At 70.9% G+C, this 14,447-nt stretch carries 18 protein-coding genes; 8 read left to right on the forward strand and 10 right to left on the reverse strand.

Going from position 1 to position 14,447, the window contains the following annotated elements:
* Positions 1-101: 101 nt before the first annotated feature.
* Together QRT03_RS11940 and QRT03_RS11945 are read right to left on the reverse strand one after the other, a co-directional pair.
* On the reverse strand, positions 102-659 hold the full coding sequence (locus QRT03_RS11940; protein ID WP_286052996.1) for a tyrosine-type recombinase/integrase: 558 nt from the start codon (positions 657-659) through the stop codon (positions 102-104).
* A 121-nt stretch (positions 660-780) separates the two neighbouring features.
* Positions 781-2,505 (reverse strand): AAA family ATPase, encoded by a 1,725-nt coding sequence (locus tag QRT03_RS11945; RefSeq protein ID WP_286052998.1) that lies wholly within the window; start codon positions 2,503-2,505, stop codon positions 781-783.
* A 785-nt stretch (positions 2,506-3,290) separates the two neighbouring features.
* Between QRT03_RS11945 and QRT03_RS11950 the strand changes: the two genes are divergently transcribed.
* The gene (locus QRT03_RS11950) at positions 3,291-3,872 is read left to right on the forward strand and encodes a hypothetical protein (RefSeq protein ID WP_286053000.1); all 582 of its coding nucleotides are present in this window, start codon (positions 3,291-3,293) and stop codon (positions 3,870-3,872) included.
* A 297-nt stretch (positions 3,873-4,169) separates the two neighbouring features.
* Positions 4,170-4,445, forward strand: a complete 276-nt coding sequence (locus QRT03_RS11955) for a hypothetical protein (RefSeq protein ID WP_286053001.1) — start codon at positions 4,170-4,172, stop codon at positions 4,443-4,445.
* A 2-nt stretch (positions 4,446-4,447) separates the two neighbouring features.
* Here the strand turns inward: QRT03_RS11955 and QRT03_RS11960 are convergent, their stop codons facing one another.
* Positions 4,448-5,101 (reverse strand): SRPBCC family protein, encoded by a 654-nt coding sequence (locus QRT03_RS11960; RefSeq protein WP_286053002.1) that lies wholly within the window; start codon positions 5,099-5,101, stop codon positions 4,448-4,450.
* Complete coding sequence (locus QRT03_RS11965; protein WP_286053003.1) at positions 5,098-5,460, reverse strand: ArsR/SmtB family transcription factor; 363 nt, start codon at positions 5,458-5,460, stop codon at positions 5,098-5,100. The genes QRT03_RS11960 and QRT03_RS11965 overlap by 4 nt, the downstream gene beginning before the upstream one ends.
* Positions 5,461-5,592: 132 nt before the next feature.
* Here QRT03_RS11965 and QRT03_RS11970 point away from each other — a divergent pair, with 132 nt between their 5' ends.
* Positions 5,593-6,450: an SGNH/GDSL hydrolase family protein gene (locus QRT03_RS11970; protein ID WP_286053004.1), complete on the forward strand. Its 858-nt coding sequence runs from the start codon at positions 5,593-5,595 to the stop codon at positions 6,448-6,450.
* A gap of 17 nt (positions 6,451-6,467) precedes the next feature.
* On the opposite strand, the gene QRT03_RS11975 is transcribed toward QRT03_RS11970, so the two are convergent.
* Positions 6,468-7,127, reverse strand: a complete 660-nt coding sequence (locus QRT03_RS11975) for a TetR/AcrR family transcriptional regulator (protein WP_286053005.1) — start codon at positions 7,125-7,127, stop codon at positions 6,468-6,470.
* Between the two features lie 84 nt (positions 7,128-7,211).
* Here QRT03_RS11975 and QRT03_RS11980 point away from each other — a divergent pair, with 84 nt between their 5' ends.
* Positions 7,212-8,417 (forward strand): cytochrome P450, encoded by a 1,206-nt coding sequence (locus tag QRT03_RS11980; protein ID WP_286053007.1) that lies wholly within the window; start codon positions 7,212-7,214, stop codon positions 8,415-8,417.
* Here the strand turns inward: QRT03_RS11980 and QRT03_RS11985 are convergent.
* Positions 8,407-8,754 carry a DUF1330 domain-containing protein gene (locus tag QRT03_RS11985; RefSeq protein ID WP_286053008.1) on the reverse strand — a complete coding sequence of 116 codons (348 nt, stop codon included), beginning with the start codon at positions 8,752-8,754 and terminating at the stop codon, positions 8,407-8,409. The two genes, QRT03_RS11980 and QRT03_RS11985, sit on opposite strands and share 11 nt — an antisense overlap.
* A 93-nt stretch (positions 8,755-8,847) precedes the next feature.
* Here QRT03_RS11985 and QRT03_RS11990 point away from each other — a divergent pair, with 93 nt between their 5' ends.
* Genes QRT03_RS11990 through QRT03_RS12000 form a run of 3 tightly spaced genes read left to right on the forward strand, consistent with a single transcriptional unit; the run spans position 8,848 to position 9,880 of the window.
* Positions 8,848-9,246: a hypothetical protein gene (locus tag QRT03_RS11990; protein WP_286053009.1), complete on the forward strand. Its 399-nt coding sequence runs from the start codon at positions 8,848-8,850 to the stop codon at positions 9,244-9,246.
* Positions 9,243-9,575, forward strand: coding sequence for a YnfA family protein (locus tag QRT03_RS11995; RefSeq protein WP_286053010.1), 333 nt, complete (start codon positions 9,243-9,245; stop codon positions 9,573-9,575). The genes QRT03_RS11990 and QRT03_RS11995 overlap by 4 nt, the downstream gene beginning before the upstream one ends.
* 23 nt (positions 9,576-9,598) lie before the next feature.
* The gene (locus QRT03_RS12000; RefSeq protein WP_286053011.1) at positions 9,599-9,880 is read left to right on the forward strand and encodes a hypothetical protein; all 282 of its coding nucleotides are present in this window, start codon (positions 9,599-9,601) and stop codon (positions 9,878-9,880) included.
* Here the strand turns inward: QRT03_RS12000 and QRT03_RS12005 are convergent, their stop codons facing one another.
* The 4 genes from QRT03_RS12005 to QRT03_RS12020 form a co-directional block, all read right to left on the reverse strand.
* A complete protein-coding gene (locus QRT03_RS12005; RefSeq protein WP_286053012.1) occupies positions 9,881-10,423 on the reverse strand; it encodes a MarR family winged helix-turn-helix transcriptional regulator in 543 nt (180 codons plus the stop codon).
* A gap of 230 nt (positions 10,424-10,653) precedes the next feature.
* Positions 10,654-11,442 carry an FHA domain-containing protein gene (locus QRT03_RS12010; RefSeq protein ID WP_286053013.1) on the reverse strand — a complete coding sequence of 263 codons (789 nt, stop codon included), beginning with the start codon at positions 11,440-11,442 and terminating at the stop codon, positions 10,654-10,656.
* Between the two features lie 23 nt (positions 11,443-11,465).
* Entirely contained in the window at positions 11,466-12,632 is a 1,167-nt protein-coding gene (locus QRT03_RS12015; RefSeq protein ID WP_286053014.1) for an FHA domain-containing protein, read from the reverse strand.
* Positions 12,629-13,117 (reverse strand): hypothetical protein, encoded by a 489-nt coding sequence (locus QRT03_RS12020; RefSeq protein ID WP_286053015.1) that lies wholly within the window; start codon positions 13,115-13,117, stop codon positions 12,629-12,631. The genes QRT03_RS12015 and QRT03_RS12020 overlap by 4 nt, the downstream gene beginning before the upstream one ends.
* Before the next feature lie 222 nt (positions 13,118-13,339).
* Between QRT03_RS12020 and QRT03_RS12025 the strand changes: the two genes are divergently transcribed.
* Positions 13,340-14,446 carry a ferredoxin reductase gene (locus QRT03_RS12025; protein ID WP_286053016.1) on the forward strand — a complete coding sequence of 369 codons (1,107 nt, stop codon included), beginning with the start codon at positions 13,340-13,342 and terminating at the stop codon, positions 14,444-14,446.
* The last annotated feature ends 1 nt before the right edge of the window (position 14,447 follow it).

Consider the following 14,447-nt stretch of genomic DNA (forward strand, 5'->3'; position numbering starts at 1 on the left):
AGGAAGGCCCTGGTCAGGGACTCGCAAGAGTCACCGGCCAGGGCCTTTGTCGTTCCGGACCATGATCCATGCAGCAGGAATGCAGCAGCGGGCGGCAAGGCTCAGCCCTCCTCGTCGTCGCCGAGCGCGGCGAGGATGCGGCTCGGGTCGGCGGTCCGGCGGGTGTAGAGGTCGAGGGTGGTCGAGGCCCGCTCGTGACCCAGGACACGTTGGACCATGTTCGGCGGGACGCCGTCGTCGACCAGCCACGTCGCGTAGGAGTGGCGCAGGTCGTGGAAGCGCAACCCGCCGTGGTGACGACGGGCGATCTCCATCACGGCCTGGTACTCGGTCTTCGTCTCCAACGACTGGTCGTCGCCGTCCTTGTCGCGCCAGCGGGCCTCGAACTTCTTCTCCCCGAGCTTCTTCACCTCCCCGAGGAACCCGGCCCGCACGAGCGAGGGACGCCACACGCGGGCGCGGAAGGCGGTCCGGCCGATCGGGCCCTGAATCTCGTTGGCGAAGACCGGTGAGGTGGACGGCGAGGGCCAGCGCTCGACGTGCTCGGCGATCAGGCGGCGGGCCCAGCCCGGGATCGGGACGTCACGACGTCCGGCGACCGACTTCGGGAAGGGCTTGAACGACCGGTGCCCGGCGACCTCCACGACGGTGCGGACCACCCGCAGGACGCCCGCCTCCAGGTCGAGGGCGCCGTCCTTCAGCCCGGCGACCTCCCCCAGCGCAGCACGCAGCCGGCGGCGACGGCGATCAGAGCGCGGTGTCGCTCGTTGCCTCTCAGTGCTAGAACAGAAATGAGTCCACTGGAACGCCGTCCAGCATTGCAGCAACTTGCTGGTCGAGCCAGCCTGCCAGGTTCCTCATGTACGGACTCGAAGTGCCGCTCTTGACGTCGTGCTCAAGAAGTTTGTTCTTAGCGCCGTCCAGTGAAGACTTTGTCACACTTAGTGGAAATTCGCTTTCAGCTGGCCGGCCGAGAGCTGAAGTAGGTATAACCGCTCGCACAGTGTCGGTCGAAAGAAATCGCTCGATTCCGCGGAAGGTTGTTCCTAGTTCGGGATTGCACAGTTCTTCCGAGCAGGCGGTGACAGTCGAATACTCATGCGCTGCAACCGCCTGCTTGAGGCCCTCGACCTTTGGGGCGTCCTCCCAGTCGCGAAGTACCAAGATAGGTCCTTCAGGCGGACGCGAAGCAAGCACGAGTTGGTTGACCTTGAGGTAGTTGAGCAGAGCGTCGCCGCCTGCCTTGACGAGCGTATCCACCTCTTCTAGTGCCACCATCCGCCACAAGGGTCGCATACCGGCCCCTCGAATTGCATTCCGCAGATGCGCTGCGTCGAGCTTTCCTTCAACGAGAACAAGGGGCTTGTCGGATGCTTCCATAAGCGGGTGCTGGAAAGTTGTCACTCGCTGCTTCGTGCTCTGGATGAGAGCATCCCGTGCGCTGGCTCGATTGATTCTCGTCTGATCGTCCACGAGCGAAGTCAGCCACGCATTGTTCGCTACTCGTACGAACTCGTCTTGATGAGCCGTCGCAAAGACCTGCCGCGACTGACTGCACGCATAGGCGTGCAGGTCTGTCGCGAATCGAGACCGAAGGCCGGCGTGCAGGAAGGACTCAGGCTCCTCAACAGCCCAGATTGAAGCCTTCTTCCACCCAAATCCCCTAGACCTACCTGTCCGATCAAGAAGATCCAGGACATGCAGGAGCGTAAAGCTTTGCGTTCCCGAACCTTGAAGGCCGGTCGACTGCAACCCATGCGAGGTCACTGTCTGGAGAGCGATCTGAAAAGCGAGCTGCGCGAAATCCGCTGGAACATCGGCACTTACTCCTCGGCCCTGAGCTCCGGCCGCAACAGCTTGGGAGGTTTGCTTTAGCATGTTAGCTGCGACGCGATTCAGTGCATCCATCGTCTCTGCCACGCCGCCAGTCTTGAACTCGGTCGTGCGGCGTAGATTGGTCAGCATGCTCTCTCGGAGTGGCTGAATTTCCTTCTCTATGAAGTCGGCCGGCCGAATGTGGTTCGGCACGTAGCGAAATTGGATCGCGCGAATAAAGGCGAATGCTGCGGTCCGGTCGTCGCCAGAGGGGGCCTCAACTAAGACTTCCCAGGATTTGCCGAACTGAACAGTCTCCTGGGTGCCGCCGGTGAGAATGTCTAGAGTCCAAGTCCGCTGCACGACGAAGGTGTCTTCGAGTTCGTACTTCGTGAAGAAGTCGTCAGTGCCCCGAGGTCGAAATCCGCCGGACAGGTCGAAAGAAACGCCTACCGAGACGAACTTCCGCTTCCCTGTCCGGCGCAGGAAGTCAGGGTAGTCTCTTCCCAGGCTTATGCTTGTCTGCTCCTCATCTAATTGATCATTGAAAAACAGATTCAGTGCTCTAAGAATATTTGACTTTCCACTACTGTTTAAGCCAATAATCGGCGAGTACTCGTCTAGATCGAGCAGGTCGACCTTTCGGATCGAGCGAAAGTTCTCTATTCTAACACCAGACAGCAAACGCATCTGAGTCGGTCCGCTCCCGCCTCGGTTAGTTAAAGATCCATCCGAAGATCGAGCCAACCCACGCCTTCGTTACAGCATGACGCCTTCACGGCGAGGGCGCGCAGGTTACGGCGACCCGCCCCACTCCCAACAGCGGGCCATATAACCGGCCTCATCGGTCTGGGCGACGTCGCCGAGGAGTTGCATCGGGGTCTGCCCGCCATCGCGCCGGTCTTCCCTGCGGTGCCCGGAGGGGACTTCGTGGGCCATCTTGGTGATGTAGTCCGCGAGGTCTACGTTCCCGAGGTGTGCCCGCCGAAGGTCCTGCCCGTGCTCGGGTGACGCTCAGAAGCCACGCCGCTTGAGGGTGCGAAACCAACGCCCGAAGTCGCGGGGGCCAAGCGAGGCGCGGACGAGGTCGGCGGAGACCTGCCCGCGGAAGCACAGAAGCACATGGACGTTCACGTGCCAGCCATTCACGCCGTGCGTGACCTCGACGGGGCGGGCGCACCCCCGAGCATGCCGCCGAAGCGTTCGGTGTCCTGCTGCCACAACGCGCCGGATGTGTCTTAGCGCCAGCCTACGCGAGGACGTCTGAGCAGCCCTCGGAAGCGTCGAGGGCGGCGGCGTCCTCGTCGAAATCGTCGGCGGCTGGCGGTCGAGGTCGCGTCGCTAGGCTCGGTCCTCCAGCTCGGTGCGTTGGGCGCGTTCGGAGTGGGAGCGCCGGAGGCGGTCCCTCGGTCGCGACGTGAATGCCTACCGTCTGGTCCTGTAAGACCATCGCGAGTCGGCTGTAGCTTGACGCCGTGTCGATCGATTGGGGCTCGGTGCCCGATTGGTTCGCAGGCGCCGGCGCAGTCATTGCGTTGGTCTTCGCGCGCTCGGCTGTTGTGTCTGCCAAGCAGACGAACGAGGCCCAAGCCAAGCAGATCGAGCAGCTTGAGGAAGACCGCACGGACCGCGACAAGGAGCGGCGGGCTGAGCAAGCCACCAACATCGCAGTCTGGGTGAGCACGAACGTCGAGGGCGGCGAGGACCAGCCTGTGATTCGGCTGGTCAACTCGAGTCCGCTTCCGGTGTACAACATGCTGATCGTCTGTAGGACACCGAGCACCGCCGGCGAGGAGACGTACACGGTCATCGGGCCGCTCAGCGGTCGACGAACCTTGACTCGGGTGAGCGCCGTCCTTCGAGATGTCATCGCGGACCAGGACTTCGCGGGCATGCACGACCGGGGCGCAGTCCAGGTCTCCTGCTCCTTCCGGGACTCGGCGGGCCGCTGGTGGTTCAGGACCGTCGACGGCGAGTTGCATCCCGCTGACGGGCGCGACACAGCCGAGCGGGCGGCACGACGAGGAACCCCGGACCCAAGATCAATGGAGCATTGAGGCAGCACGAGGCCCAGCAGCAGGCCCCACGGCGCCGGACGTAAGGGCACGAAACAATCGGTCAGCGCCCATGCGACGGGAGCGAGGCAGACCCCGGAATCGACCGCAGGCCCGTTCAGACCGAAGAGGTCACTGGTTCGATCCTAGTATCGCCCACGCAGAAAGGCCCTGGTCAGACACTCGCAAGAGTCACCGACCAGGGCCTTCGTCGTGTCAGGGGTTCGAAGCAGGGTCGTATCGCACGTAGGATCTTCATCAGCCGGTACCCCCGCGGGGCCGGCGGGGAGGAGCGCCATCGTGCTCGGAATCGTCCTGGCCGTCGTGATCTTCGCGCTCGTGTTCGTCGGCGCGGTGCGGATCGCCTACCAGCGGCGCCACCGCGAGGACGGTGTCGAGGCCCGCGAGGTGTCCGGCGGGACGCCCATCGGCTACCTGCCCGGCTACATGCCCGGGATTCAGCAGCGGGGGCCACGGCGCGACGAGGCGGCGACCGAGCTGGTCGAGCCCCCGCACCACCGCGACGCCGCCGTCGACCTCGACGCGAACACGGCCCGCGTACGCCGCAGTCCCTGATCTCAGGCCCGCCCGGCCGGGTCGGGCGCGTAGAAATCGGTGGTCGCCCGGACCGCGGCCGCGACCTGTTCCGGGTCGCCCCCGGCCGCCAGGTGGGCGTCGCCCCAGGCGGCGGCGCTGCGCCGGCTGAACTCGTGTCCTTCGAGCGACGTCTCGAACTCGGCGTGGTCGGCGGACACACCACCGGACAGGAACTCGGCCAGGGCCACGAGAGCGATGTCCCAGCCGACGCCGCCGGCGCCCGGACCGTAGGTCGGGAACATCGGCTCGCCGACGACGGCCGCGTGGATCAGCTCGAACTCGGTTCTGCCGTCCCCGCCCGGGGTCAGGCGCACCTCGACCTCGCTAGTGCCGGGCCACGCGTCGGCCTCGGGCCCGAACATCCACGAGACCTTCAGGAGCCGCGGCGGCTCGCACCGGAGGATCTCGCCGTGCTCGCCACCCTCCAACTCGTAGGTCCCGCCGGGTCGGAGGTCACCGGTCACCGGCTTCAACCAGCGGCGCAGCCGGTCGGGGTCGGTGATGGCATCCCAGACGTCGTCCACCTCGGCGTCGTACCGACGCCGAAGCTCCACGGTGTACGCCTCGCCGGCCGGCAGGGTCCCCCGGCCCATCGTCCGGCGCACGGCGGCGAGCTCGTCCAGTACGTCCTTCACGGTGATGTCCTCTCGGAGGGTGGATCGGGCGCGAGCCGGCGTGCACGCCTGCCCCGGGCCAGCTCGGTCCCCAGGGCGTCGAGGCGCTGCTCCCAGAGGCGGCGGAACCGGTCCAGCCACGCGTCGACCTCGCTCAGCGGCCCGGACTCCACGGCGTAGAACCGCCGAACCCCGTCGGCCCGCACCGACGCGAACCCGCTCTCCCGCAGCACCCGCAGGTGCTGGGAGACGGCCGGCTGGGAGATCCCGAACTCGGCGCGGACAACGTCCGTGATGGTCCCCGAGGTCTGCTCGCCGTCGGCGAGCAGCTCCAGGACGCGACGGCGGACCGGGTCGCCCAGGACGTCGAACGCGTGCACGGCACCGACTATCCCGTTCACGACTTATATAAGCCAACGCCGGTCCATCTGGCCGCGATCCGAGGAGCCGTCGCCCGTGCGCCGCGATGTTCTTCTACCGTGGTCCCGGACGGGTGACGGGGAGGGTGCCAGGTGGGTGGACGGCGGGTCGTGATCGCGGTCGTGGCGGTCCTCGGGCTGCTCCTCGTCGGCACGATCGCCTGGGCGAACCAGGCCCGGCCGGTGCGCTATGTCAACCTCGGGGACAGCTACAGCTCGGGCGCGGGCATCAACCCGGTCGCGGCCGGGACGGCGCCCGCCTGCAGCCAGTCGCAGCTGAACTGGGCGCACGACCTGGCGTCCGACCGGGGCTACGAGCTCACCGACGTCTCCTGCAGCGGCGCGCAGACCCGTCACTTCCGCACGTCCCAGGGCGCCGGGGTCGCGCCCCAGCTGGACGCCCTGACGGCGGACACCGACCTGGTCACCCTCACGATCGGCGGCAACGACAACGACGTCTTCATCACCGCCTTCGGACAGTGCGCCCAGCTCGGCTTCCAGTCGGGCGGGCGGGGCAACCCGTGCGAGCAGAGGTTCGGGACGAGGTTCGTCGACCAGGTGCGCGCCAGCACCTACCCGAACGTCGTCCAGGCGCTGCGGGACGTCCGCGAACGGGCGCCCAAGGCCCGCGTCGCGATCTCGGGCTACCTGCAGATCCTCTCGCCGCAGGGCTGCTTCCCGGTGATGCCGATCGCGGCCGGCGACGTCGGGTACCTGAACGATCTGCAGGCCACGCTCAACGACGCCGTCCGTCGCGCCGCCGCCGAGACCGGCGCCACCTATCTCGACGTCACGCCGCTGTCGACCGGTCACGACTCCTGTCAGCTCCCCGGGCAGCGCTGGGTCGAGCCGCTCGTCCCCGTCAACGCCGCGCCGGTGCACCCGAACGCGTCCGGCGAGCGGGGGATGGCCGAGAACGCCATCGCCCAACTGGGGCTCCAGGCTTCCTGACGGCGGGTCAGGCCGGGTCAGGCCCGGCGCGCCGGCAGCTCCGTGAGCGTGCGGAGCTCCTCGGCCAGCCGCGCGCGGTGCTCGTCGAACATCGGTCCGGAGAGGTCGTCGAGCACCGCCGGGTCCGACGCCACCTCCCAGGCCAGGTCGTCGGTGAGCACCCGCAGGGCCGCGTTCACCGCGGCGGCACGCACCCGGATCGTCGGGTCCTCCGCCGGCAGCCCGAGCCGGCCGCCCAGCACGGCCGCGAACACCGGCTCGGCCCGTTCGTGCAGCACGAGCCACGTCGCCCGGATCGCGGGCTCGTCGCGCGACATGCGCACGACGGCGAGCACGGCCCGCATGTCCTCCGAGGACACGAGGTAGGCCGTGCGCAGGTGCTCGCCGAGCTCGGCCGACATCGGCCACGAGCGCAGGACCTCGGTGAACGCGTCCAGCGACACCGACAGCAGGGGCTCGACGCACGCCTCCTTGGCCCGGAAGAGCCGCCACAGCGTGCGCTCCGAGACCCCGGCCGCCCGCGCGATCTGCTCGCCGGTCGTCTCGGTGACCCCGTGCCGGCGGAACAGCTCGACGGCCTCGCGCGAGATCGCCAGCCGCTGCCGCCGGCGCTGCTCCTCGGTGACCGGCGGCCGGCCGCGGCGGCCACCGGGGCCGTCGTGCACGCCTGTGGTCATCCGCACACCTTAGCGACTCTTTAATGGCACTGTCTGCCACAAAGACGTACGGTCGGTGATGCCGTCGTCACCACGAGGAGCGTCATGACCGCCACCACGGACCTGCAGCTGCCCTTCGAGCGTCCGAACGTGCTCGAGATCGCCCCGCTCTACGACCTCCTGCGCCGCGAGGCCCCGGTCGCCGCGGTCACCACCCCGGCCGGGGACCCCGCCTGGCTGGTCACCCGCTTCGAGGAGGTCCGCGACCTCCTCGGCGACAAGCGCTTCGGCCGCTCGCACCCGCACCCGGACCGCGCCGCCCGCATCACGCACGCCGCGATCGCCGACGGCCCGAGCGGCGACTACGAGACCGAGGAGGCCGACCACACCCGGATGCGGCGCCTCCTGACGCCGGCCTTCTCCGCGAAGCGCATGCGGCAGATGGGCGAGGACGTGCAAGCCCTGGTCGACGGCTACGTCGACGACCTGGTCGCGGCGAAGGAGCGGGACGGCCGGGCCGACCTCCACGAGACGCTGGCGGTGCCGCTGCCGGTCGCGGTGATCTGCCGCCTGCTCGGCGTGCCGCACGAGGACTCCGAGTTCTTCCGCGACCTCTCCGACCGTATGGCGACCTTCGACCCGTCCGCCGACGCCCAGGGCGCCCGGGAGGAGTTCGGCCGCTACATGGCCGGGCTCGCCGAGCAGAAGCGCGCGCAGCGCACGGAGGACGTCATCTCCGACCTCGTCCACGCCCAGGAGGAGGACGACACCTACGACTACGAGGAGATGATCCGGCTCTCCGTCGGCCTGCTCTTCGCCGGTCACGAGACGACGGTCAACCGCATCGGGCTGGGGACGCTGCTGCTGCTCACCCAGCGGGACCGTTGGGAGTACCTGGCCGAGGACCCCGACGGCCGGACCGACAAGGTCGTCGAGGAGATCATGCGCCTCGGTGCGCCGGGCGACCTCGGCCTGGTCCGCTACGCGCACCAGGACGTCGACGTCGCGGGCGTGACGATCCACGAGGGCGACGCGGTCGTCCTGTCGATCAACGCCGCGAACCGCGACCCCGAGGCCTTCGCCGACGCCGAGGAGTTCGAGCCGGACCGCGAGGAGCGCGGCCACGTCGGGTTCGGCCACGGCGGGCACTTCTGCATCGGGGCGAGCCTGGCCCGCACCGAGCTGCGGACCGTGTTCAGGACCCTGGCGAAGCGCCTGCCGGACCTCCGGCTCGCCGTCGACCTCGACGACATCGACGTCCGCACGCAGCACCTCACCGGCGGCGTGAAGGCCCTGCCCGTCACCTGGTGACGCGGACCGCCTCGAGCGCGTCGGCCAGCTCCGCGCTGGAGTGGTCGGGTCCGCAGCCGTCGAGCAGGAACACGACGCTGCGGGCGTTCCGCGTTCGGAGCGGAAGCAGGTCCTGGTACGCGGACGACGCGTACCAGGCCCGCGCCGACCCGACGTCGGGAAATCCGATCAGCACCATGACGCGGCCGAAGGAGCCCTCGAGGACCTCCGGCGTCGCGCCGTGCACGAGGAACCGCCCCGCGTACGGGTCGAGCGTCGCCTGGATGCGGCGCAGGTAGTCGAGGATCTCGTCGTTCTGGTCGATGTCGTGGAGCAGGCCCACCGCGTACGCGTTCATGACGACGAGCGTGGTCGGCCGGCGTCACGGCGGCGATGACCTCCCAGGTCATGGGAGTTGCCGCCGGTGCAGCGATCGCGCACGGTGGACGGCGTGACCAAGGCGGTGCAGGACCTCATGATCGCCGTGGAGCGCGTCCACGATGCCCTGCACACCGCGATCCGCGCGGGCGGCCCGGTCGCCCACCTGCTCGCCGACGACGCGACCCTGGACGTCCTGCCCGCCGGGGCGGGGGCATCCGGGGCGGCGGAGATCGAGCGGTTCGTCGCCGACCGGGTCGTCGTCCCCGGGGACCTGACGGTGCGCCGGCTCTCCCGCACCGGCGACCGTTTCCGCGTCGTCGACGAGGAGGTCTTCGCCTTCACCCACGACCGCGAGCTGGCGTGGCTGCTGCCCGGCGAGCCGACCGGGAAGCCGGTCGAGCTCGTCGTCGTGACCCTGACCGCCGTGCGTCGCCAGGTGGTGACCCGCTCGCGGATGATCGTGGCGTGACGATCCGGTCGGTCCTGCTGTTCCTGCTCGCCGCGGTGACCGAGATCGGCGGGGCCTGGGCGATCTGGCAGGGGGTGCGCGAGGACCGCGGCTGGCCGTGGATCGTCGTCGGGATCGCCGCCCTGGCGGCCTACGGGTTCGTCGCGACCCTGCAGCCCGACGCGGCGTTCGGCCGGGTGCTCGCGGCCTACGGGGGCGTGTTCGTGGCCGGGTCGCTGGCGTGGGGGATGGTCCTCGACGGCTACCGGCCGGACCGCTTCGACGTGATCGGCGCGCTGCTCTGCCTCGTCGGGGTCGCGGTCATCATGTACGCGCCGCGGAGCGTCTGAGACGGGGCGCGTACCGTCGCCGCATGCTCGCGGAGCTCCTCGGCCGGCTGACCGGCTGGATCCAGTGGCCCCCGCCGGACACCGACCGGAACCGCTTCCTGTTCCGGCTCACGTTCCCGCTGGCCACCGTGGCCGCCGTCTACGTGCTGGTGTTCGCGCTGGCCAGCGGCGGGTGGCTGCCCTACGTGGTGGCGGTGATCCTGCTGGTGATCGCCGGCATGACCGGCATCGGCCTGCTGCTGATGCGGGCGCACCGCGAGGAGCTCGCGCGGCTGGAGGCCGCCGAGCTCGCCCGCGGTACCTGATCAGTCCGCCAGCGCGGCCCCGTCGCCGCCCGCCACCCGCTCCCAGCGCTCGGAGAGCCGGTCGAGGTCACCGAGCATCCGGGTGAACCCGTCCGACTCGGTCGCGGCGCCCATGAGCTGGTCGTGCAGGCGGCACACCCGGTGGTCGACGTCGTCGAGCAGCACCCGACCCTGGTCGGTGAGGGTCAGCAGCTTGCGCCGCCCGTCCGACGGCGCCGTGTCGCGGCGGATCAGCGCCCGGTCCTCCAGCCGCCGGCACACGTCGGCCATCGTCGACCGGTCCAGCGCGACGGAGGCCGCGAGCGACCCCTGGTCGACCTCCGGGTACTCGCGGACCGCGGTGAGCACCGCGAACTGCGGTCCGGTGAGCGTCGTGTCCACGTGGCGCAGCCACGCCGCCGAGTAGGCCTGGTAGAGCCGTCGTACGAGGAAGCCCGGTGCCGCGCGCAGGGGCTCCGGCGTGGTCGGTCGGCGTGCGCCGTCCCCCGCGTCGGCCCGGTGCCCGTCGGTGCCGAACTCCGTCGTCGCGTCGTCTCGGGTCATGTCGTCCCCGTTCCCCCCAGCGTCGACATGAGGGCGCGGACGATCACGAGGAGTGTCCTCGGTGGTGAAGACCGACCGCGTTCCCCCGGCCGACGCGTACTCATCGTCACCCGTTCGGTGCGAACGGTGACGTTCCCCCCTTCACAGCGCGTTGCGCGCTACGTCGTTGAGCACGCTACGACGTTTCCCGGTCAGGATGCGAGCATCTGGTCCGGACGCGCCCGATCCCGTCAGGTCGGACGGGCCGCGAGCCCCGCCGGGACCTCGCCGGGGAAGAGCCGCCGCACGTCGTCCAGGGTGACCAGCCGCAGCCCGATGACCTGGTCGACGACCGCGATCCGCCACCCCCGGGTCTTGTCGTTGAGGCGGACCCCGCGCAGCCAGCGCTGGGCGTGCCGGAACGCCTCGCTCTGCGTCTTGGGGCTCGGGACGGGACGTCCGGCCGCGCGGTGCCACGCCGCGATCTGGTCGGCGTCGCCGTGGTGGTCCCGCGCGGTGCCGTCCGGGCTCGAGGCGGCCGCGATCAACGTCGGACCGCACGCCGCGACGAGCACCGACCACCAGGTCTCGTCGGTGGGCAGGGACGCGTTGACGGTCATCCCGCCCGCGAGGTCGGCCCGCCCGGCCGACGCGGCGGTCGGGGCGAAGGCCAGCAGGGCGAGCGTGACCTCGCGGCCGTCCGCGAGCCAGAGTCCGAGGGAGGCCCGCGAGTCGCGGACGAGCAGACCGTTGCCCGCCCGGATCCGGTCCTGCCCGGCCACCCCGGGGACCACGAGCGTCAGCTGCCCGCCGTGCCGCTGGCGGTTGATGACGAGGTAGGCGTCGTCCCGGATCTCGATCTCCGCGGCGACCCGCGAGACCTGGTCGTCGTCGACGTGGACGTGCCGGTCGCCCGGACCGTTGCGTCCGATGGTCGCCGTGGCGCCCCACGGCACGGAGATCCGGCGCTCGGAGCGCACGTCGAGCAGGGCCAGCCCGCCGAGCGGCAGGGCGCGTCCCGCCCCGGCCCCGTTCCGCACGCCCGCCAGTATCCCCGGGTCCATCAGCCTCGGGCCACGACCTGTGTGGTCGTGGCCGGGTCCGCCTCGGCCGCCAGCAGGCGCAGGCGCGGCCCGTCCTTGCCGAGGGCGATCTCGGCACCGGGCACCAGGCGGGTGGGTCCGTCGATGCGGCGCCCGTCGACCCGGGTGCCGTTGGTCGAGCCGAGGTCGGTCGCGGTCCACCCGCCGCGCCCGGGGCTCAGGCGCACGTGCCGCCACGACACCCCGGGGTGGTCGACGACGAGTCCGGCCCCCGGGTCGCGCCCGATCTCGAGCGTCCGGATCAGCTCCGTGTCGGCCAGCCGGGTGCCCGCGGGGTCCTCGACGACCAGCGTGGCCCGCGGGCCGGTCCCGACGACGAGCGTGCGCAACTTCGGGACCGCGGTGGTCACCCGGGTCGCGAAGGCGGCCAGCCCGCCGTTCCCTCCGTCCGCCCGATCGCCCGGGTGCCCGGGGGCGCGCCTCCCGCCCCCGGGCCCGAGCTCCGGCCGGCGCTGCTGCCCCGCACCGGCCGGGCCCCCTCCCGCCCCCCGCGCCGGGGCGAGAGGGGCCGCCGTCGACGCGCACGCGGCGGCGACGGGGGTCTGCTGCGGCTCGGAGAACGCCGCGGTGACCACGACCCGCCCGAGCGGGACGTCGTCGGAGACCAGCAGGTGCACCCAGGTCCGCTCGGCCAGGCGCCGCACGCCCTGGGACCGCCCGTGCTCGACGTAGCCCTCGGCCAGCTCCCGCGCGAGGGACTCGAGCGGGCGGCGCTGCGCGACCTCGGCCCCGTCGACCGGGTTCCACTCCACCCACAGGTGCGGCGCCGCGACCTGCTGGCCGCGCGGGGTCCAGACCAGCGCGTCGACGCCGTCGAGCCGCTCGGCGGTCACACGCAGCAGCCCGTCGCCGTGCACCCACGGCCGGGCCAGCAGGGTCCGGAGCGCCTTGCGGACCGGGGCGCCGGTCGAGGGCGCGAGACTCAGGTCGACCGTCGCCGTGGTCGACGGGGGAGCGGCCAGCGGCTCCGGCCGCGGCCGGGCCCACGCGCTCACCACGACGGCGAGCCCGGCCGCGAGCGCGATCAGGACGACGACCAGGAGCGCGACCAGCAACGACCCCGTCATCCACCACAGCAGCAGGAGCGCGGCGAGGACGCCGCCGACGACCGCCTTCGTCCGGCTCATCGGCCCACCGCCGCGACCCGGTCCAGCCCGGGCACGCTGCCCGTCACCTGGGAGACGGTCGGCAGGTGGTCCTGCGCCGTCGTCAGGACCCCGCTGTCCTCGGCCGCGCGACCGAGCCAGGCCGGGCCGAACGCGACCGCCGCCGCGCCGATCAGCACGCACACCACGAGCGCGAGCCCGCCGTGCGCGACCACGCCCACCGCCCGGTCGACGAGCACCGGCCGGGCCACCCGGCCGCCGCCGCGGGTCGCGAGGGCGTCGGCGAGCTTGCGGCCGAGGCCGATCCCGACGAGACCGCCGACGACGATCGCGGCGATCAGCCAGCCGCGCGACGACGGGTCCCACCACCCGGCGACCGCGGCGCCGAGGACGATCCCGACCACCGCGCCGGCCACCGACAGCACCAACGACGTCCCGCCGCGGCGCCAGCCGCGCCACGCGGCGAGGGCGACGACGGCGAGCACCACGAGATCCACCAGAGTCACGGGTCCTCCTCACGAGTCGGTCACCAGCGAGTCAACCGACGAGGCCGCAGCCGTGGGGGCCCGTCGTCGGGAACTAATTCCCGAGGTCGTCGGGCCGGGTGACCGCGGGCACAACCGCGACTGTGAGCCGGATCGTGCGCCGCAAGCGGTACCGTGGGTAGCGGTAACCGAAAGTCTCCGGTACTCCTGGTACCTAGAAGTTCACCAGGCAGAGGAGACCTCGTGACGGCCGCACTCTCACCCCGCGTTCGGCGCCTGCGTGATCTGGCGACCCGCCTCACCACGCCGCTGCTGCCCGACGACTACCTGACCCTGATCAACCCGCTGTGGTCCGCGCGTGAACTGCGCGGGCGGATCGTCAGCGTCACCCCCGAGGCCGAGGACGCGGCGACGATCGTCGTCGAGCCCGGCTGGGGGTGGGACTTCCCGCACGCCGCCGGCCAGTACATCGGCATCGGCGTGCAGATCGACGGGCGCTTCGTGTGGCGCTCGTACTCGCTCACCACCCCGCCGTCCCGCGACGGCAAGCGGCTGGTGATCACCATCCGCGCGATGCCCGACGGGTTCGCCTCGCAGCACCTCGTCTCCGGCGTCGCGCCGGGCACCGTCGTGCGGCTCGCGCCGCCGGCCGGTGAGTTCGTCCTGCCCGACCCGCTGCCCGAGAAGGTCCTCTTCCTGACGGCGGGTTCCGGGATCACCCCGGTCATGGCGATGCTGCGGTCGCTGGACCGGCGTCCGGATGCGGCCGACGATGTGGTGCTCGTGCACTCCGCGCCGGACGCCGAGCGCGCCCTGTTCGCGGACGAGCTCGACCTGCTCGCCCGCCGCCACCCGTCGTGGCGGATCGTCCAGCGCCACACCCGCGCCGAGGGTCACCTGACGGCGCCCGCGGGCCTCGACGAGGTCGTCCCCGACTGGCGCGAGCGGCAGACCTGGGCCTGCGGGCCGACGGAGATGCTCGACGACGCCGAGAAGGCGTTCGCCGACGCCGGGGTGGCGGAGTCGCTGCACCTCGAGCGGTTCGCCGCCTCGTTCTCCGGCTCCGCCGAGGGCGGGACGATCACGTTCGCCCGGTCGGGTCGCACCGTCGAGTCCGACGGCGCCACGACCGTCCTCCAGGCCGGCGAGCAGGCCGGCGTCCCGATGCCCTTCGGCTGCCGCATGGGCATATGCCACACCTGCGTCGCCCCGCTGCGCTCCGGCGCCGTGCGCGACCTGCGCGACGGGTCCGAGCACCGCGTCAGGGACAGCGCAGCCTCCGACTCCAGTTCCATCACCGTCCAGACCTGCATCACCGCCGCTGCCGGTGACTGCACCGTCGACCTGTAAG

This window comes from Actinomycetospora termitidis, from assembly GCF_030286555.1.
Lineage (GTDB): Bacteria > Actinomycetota > Actinomycetes > Mycobacteriales > Pseudonocardiaceae > Actinomycetospora > Actinomycetospora termitidis.